The sequence below is a fragment of the Arthrobacter sp. ok909 genome (assembly GCF_900104405.1).
Taxonomy (GTDB): domain Bacteria; phylum Actinomycetota; class Actinomycetes; order Actinomycetales; family Micrococcaceae; genus Arthrobacter; species Arthrobacter humicola.
Genome location: NZ_FNJS01000011.1, coordinates 134968 through 144843, shown reverse-complemented (window position 1 = coordinate 144843; position 9876 = coordinate 134968). Strand labels below are relative to the sequence as shown.

The window sequence follows — 9876 nt, the reverse complement described above, 5'->3', positions numbered from 1 at the left end:
TGCCGGTGCTCGTGTCCCAGATCCGAGCGGTCCTGTCTTCGCTGCCGGTGGCCAGGCGGGTCCCGTCCGGACTGAACGCCACCGCATAAACATAGCCGTCAGGGTGCAGCAATACCTCAGTGCCGGGAGCTGGACTAGTGCCCGAAATCGGGGACAGGTGATCAGCGGCCCTGAATGGTGAGAGGTCGACGGGCCGGTCCTGGATGCTTGATGCTCCCGTGGTACTCCCGCCGGTGTTATGGCGGACCGCGGCGTCGCGGAAGCCCGGATCCGTCGTGAGGATCTGAGCGTAGGCGTGGGCGGCGGCGTCCAGATCGCCGGTTTCTTCGGCTTGGCGGGCACGCGCATAGAGGATTTCCAGTCGGGCACGGGTGGCGAGCCCGTCCGGATCAGCGGCGGCAGTGTCCAGGGCAGCCAGTTCCGAGGCAGTGTCCAGAACAGCCTGCCAGGCACCGGCTCCGGCGTGGAGCCGCAGTATGTCCTGCAGGTCGGTGACCTGCAGATGTGCTTCGCTGGCTTCCCCGCGGGCGGCCGCATCCGCAAAGTCAGGGTCGTCCCGGACTAGTGCATAGCTGCGGACTGCTTCTTCCCAGTCCCCGGCGTCCTCCGCCTCACGGGCCGCACGGTAGGTCTCGGCCAGTTCCCGGCGGTTCTGCGCGGTTTTCCGCAGTTCCGCGGCATCACGATACCCGGGCTCGATCCCCAACAGCTCATCAAGCAGTTCGATGGCAGGCCCGTAGTTTTTCGTGCGCAGTTCGAAACTGGCTTGGACATAGAGGGTCCGCAGCAGGGCCTGCTGCCGCCGCTCCGGCAGCACCGGCTGGGGTACGGCTTCGGGCTCGAGGGGAACGGGCGAACTGGTGAGGGTGAACAAGCGGGTGGAGCCTCCGCGCACATACAGCACCGGTGTCATCCACTCCAAGGTGCCCAGACCCAGAATCGACCGGCGTCCGCTGCCGGCAGCCTTGTCCACGTCACGGCCGTGCGCGATCGCAGCATAGAACCCGCGGGCGAACGCAATCGCTGCCCTGTCACTGACGGTAAACTGCATCGCGGCCACGGCACTGATCCCACCACGGACCAAGGCGGCGGCTGTCCCGGAGAATAAATCTTCCCTTCCGGCTTCCCCAGACGAACAGGAGTTCAGGACGACCAGCCGGGGGGTCGGTTCGGCTTCCCTGAGCAGATGCATCAGCCGGGAGGACTCCACCATGGCGCTACGGCCGGTGTCTGATTCCAGCGCGATCCTGCCCTCCTGCCGGCTCATGTCATAGTCTCCGTGCCCGATAAAGTGCAGCACGTGCCAGGGCCCGTCAAGCAGCATGGTCTGGATACCGTCCCAGGTCGCCTGCTCTGCCCAGACCAACTCGATCAGCCCGTCAGCGATCGGTTTCGCCAGCGCCTGGGCCAGGTACTGCTTCTCCGCATCCGCATCCAGCCCGGGCAGATTAGATGGAGCAGCAACAATGCCCAGGATCCGCAAGGGCGGTTTAACCTCGAGAGGGTGCGGGTTGAAGTCCGCTGCGGGGATGCGCCGCAGCAGCGGCATCTCCTGGCAGAGGTAGGACTCGGTCTCCGGGTCGAAGAGCATCTCCCACGGCAGGGCCGCCATCTCGGGAGCGGCAAGCCTGAGCACCACACGCAACTGCCCGCCGCTGTGCTGGGCCGCACCCAGACTCGCCCGGTACGTGTCCCTCACCTGCCCGGTGAACAGCGACTGGAACAGGTGCACCCCCACGTCGTGCAGGGGTTTTTCGCCGTGCGGTATCGTCCGCCGCGCCGGTACGGCCGAGGCCAGGACCGTCGCTTCGAGTTCGGTGATCCTGGCGAGTACCGCCTCCACGTCCAGCTGGAAAGTGCCGGACGTTTCGCCCCCCGCCGGGGCGCGAATCACACGGACGGTGTAGCCGCCCTGCCCCGAACCGATCTCCAGCTCAATGTCACCGTCCATCGCGGCCTTCCAGACCCGTGCTCCCACCGTGCCAAGCCGACCGGCAAAAGCCGTGTCCCCGGCGCGCCGGACGCGAATAACTCAAGACTGGCGCACAGAACCACAGACCACAAGAACAGACTTCCGGCCCGGACCACGACCGGTACTGAGCGATTCAACCGGCCGCAGATTTTCAGGATTCGCTGGCTAATCGGCACCGCCTTACCGAACCGCGCTCACGGCCGCCTAAGATCCGGAGTCAACAAGAACAGCGACAGTCCCATCTGTGGCTACGCCTGTGGGCAGCGGACTCCTTACTCCTAGTCCCTCTCGGTGTCTCGAAACCTCTGTGTGGCACACAGGTTATGCGACAAGCCAGGCCCAAACGGGAGAAGGTATTGGCGGCCCGCAATGGTGCGCCTGCTTCCTGCCGGCGTCGACTCCCAACTCTTTAGGTGTCCCGACAGATGTCATAGGTCGGTTGGCCGTGGGGGCGCGATTTAGCGTGCTCCTCGTTCGAGGTCGGCTAGTTCTGATTCGAGTTGCTGGGTCAGGTTCCGTAGGCGGCGGATGTGCTCTTGGGAGACGCGTCCGGGCTGGCTGGTGACTTGTGCGTCGACGTCGAAGACGGTGTTGGGGCTGTGCCAGACGTTGAACCATTCGAGACCATGGCCGAGGGCGTCCCGTGTTACGCCTTGGAGCAGGAGCAGTGGTTCCCTGGTGTTGATGTTCAGTTTCCGGGCCAGGTCAGGGTCTGAGGACACGGCTTGAACCTGACGGGGCCCGCCGGCCGGGTGGTAACCATGGTCGCGCATCAGGCCGAGGAGTGACGCATTTTCGAGTAGTTCTGCGGTGAAGTGCGGGAAGAAGTCGCGCGGAACCCAGGTGCGCATGAAGGCAACGGGAAGATCGTCGAGGTAGCGGACCCGCTCAATTTTCCACGTGTTGGTGGTGTTGAGGGCCTCGATGCCTGCCTGGGGTGGCTCGGATGGTTCTACGGCAAGAACGTGGGTGCGCAGGCGCTGGCCGTGTGCGGCAGCCTGTTCATCCAGGCCGCCCGCACGTTGAACGTGCCGGCGGAGGACAGGTGTTGCGGCCACGACGCTACCGCGGCCGCGCTGGCGTCGGATCAGGCCGAGGTCAGAAAGGCCGGACAGGGCCTGACGCACGACGCTGCGGGAGACGCCGAACTGCCTTTGCAGTTCCTCTTCGGTGGGCAGGGAGGAACCTGGAGGGAGTGCGAGGTCCACGATCTGCCGGTGCAGGATGTCCCGGATTTGTGCATGAAGAGGGCCTCCGGCTTCCCGGTTCAACCCCCCGGCGCGTCCCGCCGGCTCCGACGCTGTTTCTGCTGGTTCCAAACTCACGCTAACTCCTCTGCCGCTGTGCAAATCTTAGCCCTCCCGCTGTGTCCCTGGCGGGCTGCAGTGTTATCGGCCGGGCTTGACGTGACCTACACCACCTATTATTGTACGTATCAAAGATACGTACAACTTCGGTCGGGGAATCACAGGAGATTCCTTGAACCCGAAGTGCGAGTCACCTGCTTGAGCCCGCATCGGCGCGTGAGCGAAGTGAAAGTACCTGCAGGTGACAGTCGGACACATGAGTTTCACAACCCCTCGAATTGGAGAGTCCATGCGCGACCCGCGCTCGGTGCGTTGCACCTATTACTTAGAGTCTGAGATTGACCCCGGGAAGGCCGCGGCCATTATGGCGGGCGAGCAGTCCAGCGGAACCTTCCTGCCGGTGCCCGGTGAATCGTCCCGGATCCGGGAACGGCACGCCGCCCGGATAGCCGATGTTCAGGAGCTTGGCTTTTGCCGGCCTTCCTTGCCGTCACGGGCCAACCCGGAAAAAGTCCGTGCCGCTCTGGTGACCGTTGATTTCCCGATGGAGAACGTCGGCACCGACCTGGCCACCCTGCAGACTGCCATAGCAGGCAATCTCTTCGAGCTGGGCGATCTGTACGCCTGCCGGCTCCAAGACATGCAGCTGCCCGAGGACTTCGTCGCCGCCCACCCTGGCCCGGCCTTCGGCATCGAGGGGACCCGCAAACTCATCAATGACGTCCAGGGCGTGATGGTCGGCACCATCGTCAAACCCAATGTCGGGCTCTCGGAAGAAGAGTTCCGGCTGGTCGTCCGGGATCTGGCGATGGCATCCATTGACCTGATCAAGGACGATGAGCTCATGACTGATCCGGCGTACCTGCCGCTGGAACGCCGGGTCGCGGTCGCAACCGAGGAAATCCGCGCCGCCGAGCAGGTCACGGGCCACTCGACCATGTATGCCTTCAACATCACCGGTGACCTCGCCGGACTGCAGAAGCGCCACGACCTGGTGGTTGAAGCCGGGGGCCGCTGTGTGATGCTGAACATCCCCGTGATGGGAATGCCGGCCCTGGCATTGCTCCGCAGCTTCGCCGAGGTCCCCATCCACGGCCACCGCGCGGGCCTCGCCGCGTCCATGCGGTCCCGGGCCCTGGGCATGGACTACCGGGTCTGGCAGCAGATGGCCCGCCTTGCCGGCGCCGACCACCTGCACGCCAGCGGGCTGGGCAGTAAGTTTTACGAACTCGACGAAGAGGTCGCGGCGAACATCCGCAGCCTTCTCGAACCTCTGGGGCAGACCATCGCACCGCTTCCCGTCTTGTCCTCCGGGCAGAACGTCACTACTCCCGGTCCCACGTTTGACGCGGTTGGTTCCACGGATCTGATGATGCTGGCCGGCGGCGGGGTTGCCGCCCACCCGGACGGTCCCGGCGCCGGAGTGCGTACCCTGCGCCAGGCCTGGGAAGCAGCCGTGGAGGGAGTGCCGCTTGCGATCGCCGCGGACAAGCTGGCCCAAACGGGGGACGATGCCCTCCTGCACGCAGTTCAGACTTTCGGGAAGGGTGCCTGACATGCCGGCTTTCGGTTTCGTCGCGGACGACCTCACCGGAGCCGCCGACGTCCTGGCCCAGTCCCACCGCTACGGGCTGGAGGCTGCGCTTGTCATCGGGGACGCGCCGCTGCCCACGGACACCGACGTCGTCGGGTTCGCGGGACCGGCCCGGTCCCTGTCCGGAACAGCGTTCGACAATCTGGTCACCCGTGACCTTGCCGGGATTGCGGCCCTGAATCTGGAGGTGCTGCTGTACAAGGTTTGCTCCACATTCGACAGCTCCGTCACTGTCGGGAGCATCGGCCGCGGGATCCAGCTGCTCCACGAGCAATTTCCGCTGCACGGGCCCATTCCCGTGGTGCCGGCCCAGCCGGGCTTCGGGCGGTACACCGCCTTCAGCAACCACTACGCGACCTACGCCGGCCAAGTCTACCGGCTGGACCGCCACCCGGTCATGTCACGGCATCCTTCCACGCCCATGTCCGAGGCGGACCTCCGCAAGGTCCTGGCCGAACAGCTCGGCGGCACCCAGGTGCCCGGGGCTATCCATCTGCCCGCCTATGGTGACGGCACCTTCAAGGACTCCTGGGCGGACCGGCGCCGGGACCCCGGGGCACAGGCCTTCGTGGTTGATGCCGTGAATGAACACGAAATGGACGCCATTGCAGAAGCCCTCACGCGGGAAGAACACGGCCACGGCCCATCCATCGTCGTGGGATCCGGCGGCATCATGGCAGCGCTGGCGCGGTCCATCTCGGACCAGGCTCCGCGCACACCCGGACCGCAACGCCCGTCCGGACCCGTGCTGGCCGTCAGCGCTTCAGCCTCCAGCACCACGGCGGAGCAAATCAACGATGCCCTATCGAATGGCTGGGAGGACGTTCCCGTGCCTGCCGAACTGCTGCGGCGCGATGACACCGCACTCGTGGCCGCCCTCGATGACCGGGTTTCTGCTGCCCTTCGGGCAGGCCGGAACGTGGTCGTGCACACCACCCGCGGATCGGCGGACCCCCGCTACGGCGCGGGCACGCCGGTGGACGCCGGCTACGTTGGCACGTTGATCGGCGGCATCGCCGCCAGGATGGCCGATGCCGGGCTGACCCGCGACATCGCCGTGTGTGGTGGTGACACCTCCAGCCACGCACTCATCGCCATGGGAGTTCGCCAGCTGCGCGTTTCCGACCAGTTCGTCACAGCCGGCCCAATCCTGCAGGCCGACGGCGCCTCCGCTGTCGGCCGGTGCAGGCTCCTGCTCAAGGGCGGACAGGTCGGCCCGACCGACGTCCTGCGCCGCTTCGCCGGCCAACTCCCCGGCTGACCCACAAACGATTCCTCCACGCAGCACCTGAACCAACGAAAGGCGGCCCCCATGCGGGCAGTAGTTAAGAACGCAGCCGAGCGAGGCGTCACCTACGTCACCGATGCCGGCGACCCCAAGGCAACAGAAGGATCCGTCGTCATCGAAGTAGGAGCCGCGTCCCTGTGCGGCACCGACCGCGAACTCTACGAATGGACCCCCTCAGCCCAGGCATTCAACCTCAACCTCCCGGTCATCCTCGGCCACGAAGGCGCCGGAACCATCATCGAGGTCGGACCCGGCGTCACCGGGCTTAAGGTTGGCGACCAGGTTGCCCTCGAAAGCCACCTGACCTGCGGCCAGTGCTTCCCCTGCCGCACCGGCGACGCGCACACCTGCGAACGCACCCGCATCCTCGGCATGCACATCGACGGTGTCTTCGCCGAGTACGCCTCCGTCCCGCAGGACATCTGCGTCAAGCTCCCCACCGGCCTCTCCCTCGAGTCCGGCGCCCTGCTCGAGGCAGCCGGCGTCGCCGTGCACGCCATCCAGCGCGCCAACTACTCCGTCGCGGGCCGGGCCGTGCTCGTCAGCGGAGCCGGACCGGTCGGCCTCGTCGTCGTGAACCTCGCCCTGCTCATGGGCGCCTCACACGTCATCGCCGTCGACCCCAACCCCTACCGGAGGGCCCAAGCCGAAAAGCTCGGCGCGACCGCCCTGCACCCCAACGACGGCATCGTCGAGCACTGCCGCGAACTGACCGGCCGCCGCGGCGGCTTCGACGTCGCCTTCGAATGCTCCGGGGCCCCCGGCACCCTGACAACCCTCTTCGACGCCGTCCGCCGCGAAGCCACCGTCATCACCGTCGGACACCCCAGCCGCCCCGCAGAAGTCGACATCGCCGCATACATCAACAAAAAAGGCATCACCCTTCGCGGCATCTTCGGACGCCGGCTCTGGGAAACCTGGGAACAAAGCCTGCTGCTGCTGGACTCCGGGAAGCTGGAGCTGGACTGGCTCATCACCCACCGCAAGAAGCTCAGCGAAATCGACGACGCCGTCGAACTGCTCACCGGAGACGCCTGCAAAGTCCTGCTCATCCCGGGCCTCGGCTAAACACACACCCACCCGCGAATCTGCCCCGCAGAACGCACCGACCAAGCCCCCAGCTATCCACAGGAGAAATCAATGTCGATTCCCATCAAGAAAGCCCTGGACAAAGTCCCCGGCGGAATGATGCTGGTGCCCCTTGGCATCGGCGCCGTCATCCATACCCTGGCCCCGGACGCCGGAAAGTTCTTCGGCTCCTTCACGGGGGCGTTCTTCACCGGCCTCACCCCGCTCCTTGCCGTGTTCTTCGTTTGCCTGGGGGCAACCCTGGAGGTCAAATCAACGCCCTACATCCTCAAGAAGGGCGGTGTCCTGCTCGGCTCAAAAATCCTCTTCGCCATCCTTGTCGGCGTCATCGCCGGGCATTTCCTCGGCGAAGCACCCATCGAATCCGGGATCCTTGCCGGCCTCTCAACCCTCGCAATCGTCGCCGCATTGAACGACACCAACGGCGGTCTCTACATCTCACTCATGGGCCAGTTCGGGCGCAAACGGGACGCAGGCGCCTACTCCATCCTGTCCCTGGAATCAGGCCCCTTCCTGACCATGGTCACCCTGGGAATCGCCGGACTGTCAGCATTCCCCTGGCAGGCACTCGTCGGCGCCATCCTCCCGCTGGCACTCGGCATGCTCCTCGGAAACCTGGACAAGAACATGCGGAACCTCCTGGCTCCCCTCGTACCAGCGATGGTGCCGTTCCTGGGCCTGGCCCTCGGACTGACCATCAACCTCAACGCCGTCGTTGAAGCCGGGCTGCTCGGCATCGGCCTTGGCCTCTTCGTGGTCTTCGCCGGCGGCGCCGTGCTGCTGCTGGCCGACAAAATCACCGGCGGTGACGGAGTTGCCGGCCTCGCTGCAGCCACCACAGCCGGAAACGCCGCGCTCGTCCCCGCCATCGTCGCCGCAGCCAACCCCGTCTACGCACCGGCCGCAGAACACGCCACCGTCCTCGTGGCAGCCTCGGTCGTCGTCTCCGCAGTACTCTGCCCGATCGTGACCTCATCATGGGCCCGCCGGGTGCAGAAAAAGACGGACCCAGCAGACAAAGAAGACAACTCCGCCGAGCAGGAAGCGGTGCCCCCCACGCATGCAGTAGAACGCCAGAACTGACCCCTGGCGGTAATAGATCTACTAAAGAGCGGGGCGTGCACACGAGTGCCCGCCCCGCCCGATCCTTGTAGACCCGGACCTGATGGACGGAAACGCCAAATGCACCGGAAGGAACGCCATGGATGCAGCCACCCAGCCGGTGAACGTCGCATTCCGCGTACCCCAAACCCGCCTGCTTAGTTACCACAACGGGATCCACCTGAACCCGGGCGACAGAGTGATCGTCAAACGAACCGGATGTGCGCCCGAACACGGCACGGTGGATGACGTCGGCGAAGATGCCTCATACTTTTGGGTCTGGATCGACGGCCAAAGCAGAATCCTCATCTTTCACGGCGACGGATCAGTCATTCACAAAATCTTCCCCTAGCCCGTGCGCGGTTTCTAAGAGTCATCTTGCTTGTCCGGGCTCTAGGGCGGTCGACGTCAAGTCCTTCAAGGCCTCCGCCGATGGTTCCTTTTCATTATCTGGTAGTAGCCCGACCAGGCTCGCGACTTCCGAATGGGGCCGTTCGAGATGCTCTTTCAGCTGAGGCGAGGCGGACGATGTGTTCACCTCGACGCGACTCTTCTCGACGGTAATCGCCGCTATGCCCGGACCAGGACGGTGCCGATGAAAAGACCGGTTTCGGCCCTGAGGCGCATTGGCGCGGGCCGGTTCCTGTCCGGCCCGGTGCGGAGTCCTCCGAGTCCTTCGATGCCCGGCGCGGCGTCGGCGAGCGTTGCGCCGCGGTCCGTTGACGCAGGCCGCCGCACTGCCCCAGATGGGCATCGAGCTGTTTCTCCACGGCAGCGGCGTTGCCTGCCGGTTCCCTCGTGAAGCGGATTCCATGGTCCCGGGCGGTGCCAGCACCCGGGCCCTGCCGGGAAAATCCGCGGGCCGTCCGCTCACACCGTGAGGCCTCCCGTCACCACCCGGGTGAGGGGAACCTCCGTCTGGAGTTCCTGTCCGTTGAGGGAGCTGTACGCGGTGATGCGGCGATCCTCCCCCAGCCCGGCCAGGGAGGCCCGCGGGAACATCGCCGTGACGGAAACACCCGCGCAGGACGCGCCGCCGCGGGGATGCACCGTGCGGGTGACGGTCCCGAAATCGTAAGTGGACAGGCCGGTGACGCGCCCGTCCCGGAGGCTGACCGTGAGGTGCCGGATCGTGGTCCGGTCCCCGTCGCCGGCAAGGAGCCCCACCAGGTAGCTCCCCTTGCCTGCCGGCCTGGTCAGTTCGAAGTCCACGCGCACGTCCGGGCCGGAGGTGTCCACAGACACCCCGGCGATAAGCGGAGCCGGAGGCACGGGGGCAGGAACGGGCGCGGACCGCCCTTGTCCGGGTGCCGGCAGCGGCCGCATCACGCCGCCCGCCGTCCGGGCCACTGCCCGGACCCGGGGGGCAGGGTCCGGGCAGCGGGTCCGAAGGCCGCGTCGTGCCGCGGCCGGCCCGGCACTTGGGAACCGGCGCCCAGATGCCGGGACTCTGTCCTCCGGCATGCCGTGGCGGCCGGAGGGGTCTTTGTCGGGAAAGGCATTATGGTGTCCCCTTCCCCGGCCG

The 9876-nt window shown here is 65.9% G+C and carries 8 protein-coding genes; 5 read left to right on the top strand and 3 right to left on the bottom strand.

Features of this window, described 5'->3' with window-relative positions:
* A partial coding sequence (locus BLR03_RS24725) for a CHAT domain-containing protein (protein WP_139184531.1) occupies nt 1-1951 on the bottom strand: 1951 nt, incomplete at its 3' end.
* Nucleotides 1952-2430: 479 nt separating this feature from the next.
* Nucleotides 2431-3297, bottom strand: coding sequence for a GntR family transcriptional regulator (locus BLR03_RS11385; protein ID WP_175460502.1), 867 nt, complete (start codon nt 3295-3297; stop codon nt 2431-2433).
* Between the two features lie 271 nt (nt 3298-3568).
* Here BLR03_RS11385 and BLR03_RS11380 point away from each other — a divergent pair, with 271 nt between their 5' ends.
* The 5 genes from BLR03_RS11380 (at nt 3569) to BLR03_RS11360 (ending at nt 8703) form a co-directional block, all read left to right on the top strand.
* On the top strand, nt 3569-4834 hold the full coding sequence (locus BLR03_RS11380) for a RuBisCO large subunit C-terminal-like domain-containing protein (protein ID WP_091252625.1): 1266 nt from the start codon (nt 3569-3571) through the stop codon (nt 4832-4834).
* 1 nt (nt 4835) lies between these two features.
* Nucleotides 4836-6134: a four-carbon acid sugar kinase family protein gene (locus BLR03_RS11375; RefSeq protein ID WP_091252623.1), complete on the top strand. Its 1299-nt coding sequence runs from the start codon at nt 4836-4838 to the stop codon at nt 6132-6134.
* 51 nt (nt 6135-6185) lie between these two features.
* The gene (locus BLR03_RS11370) at nt 6186-7229 is read left to right on the top strand and encodes a zinc-dependent alcohol dehydrogenase (RefSeq protein WP_091252622.1); all 1044 of its coding nucleotides are present in this window, start codon (nt 6186-6188) and stop codon (nt 7227-7229) included.
* Nucleotides 7230-7301: 72 nt separating this feature from the next.
* On the top strand, nt 7302-8333 hold the full coding sequence (locus BLR03_RS11365; protein ID WP_091252620.1) for a 2-keto-3-deoxygluconate permease: 1032 nt from the start codon (nt 7302-7304) through the stop codon (nt 8331-8333).
* A gap of 118 nt (nt 8334-8451) precedes the next feature.
* The gene (locus tag BLR03_RS11360; RefSeq protein WP_254788406.1) at nt 8452-8703 is read left to right on the top strand and encodes a hypothetical protein; all 252 of its coding nucleotides are present in this window, start codon (nt 8452-8454) and stop codon (nt 8701-8703) included.
* 518 nt (nt 8704-9221) lie between these two features.
* Here BLR03_RS11360 and BLR03_RS11355 read toward each other — a convergent pair.
* The gene (locus BLR03_RS11355) at nt 9222-9596 is read right to left on the bottom strand and encodes a hypothetical protein (protein WP_139184529.1); all 375 of its coding nucleotides are present in this window, start codon (nt 9594-9596) and stop codon (nt 9222-9224) included.
* Between the last annotated feature and the right edge of the window lie 280 nt (nt 9597-9876).

Excerpts from the sequence above, each read along its gene's own strand:
- BLR03_RS11380 (WP_091252625.1), top strand. The coding sequence starts at position 3,569 with ATGCGCGACCCGCGCTCGGTGCGTTGCACCTATTACTTAGAGTCTGAG.
- BLR03_RS11375 (WP_091252623.1), top strand. The coding sequence starts at position 4,836 with ATGCCGGCTTTCGGTTTCGTCGCGGACGACCTCACCGGAGCCGCCGAC.
- BLR03_RS11370 (WP_091252622.1), top strand. The coding sequence starts at position 6,186 with ATGCGGGCAGTAGTTAAGAACGCAGCCGAGCGAGGCGTCACCTACGTC.
- BLR03_RS11365 (WP_091252620.1), top strand. The coding sequence starts at position 7,302 with ATGTCGATTCCCATCAAGAAAGCCCTGGACAAAGTCCCCGGCGGAATG.
- BLR03_RS11360 (WP_254788406.1), top strand. The coding sequence starts at position 8,452 with ATGGATGCAGCCACCCAGCCGGTGAACGTCGCATTCCGCGTACCCCAA.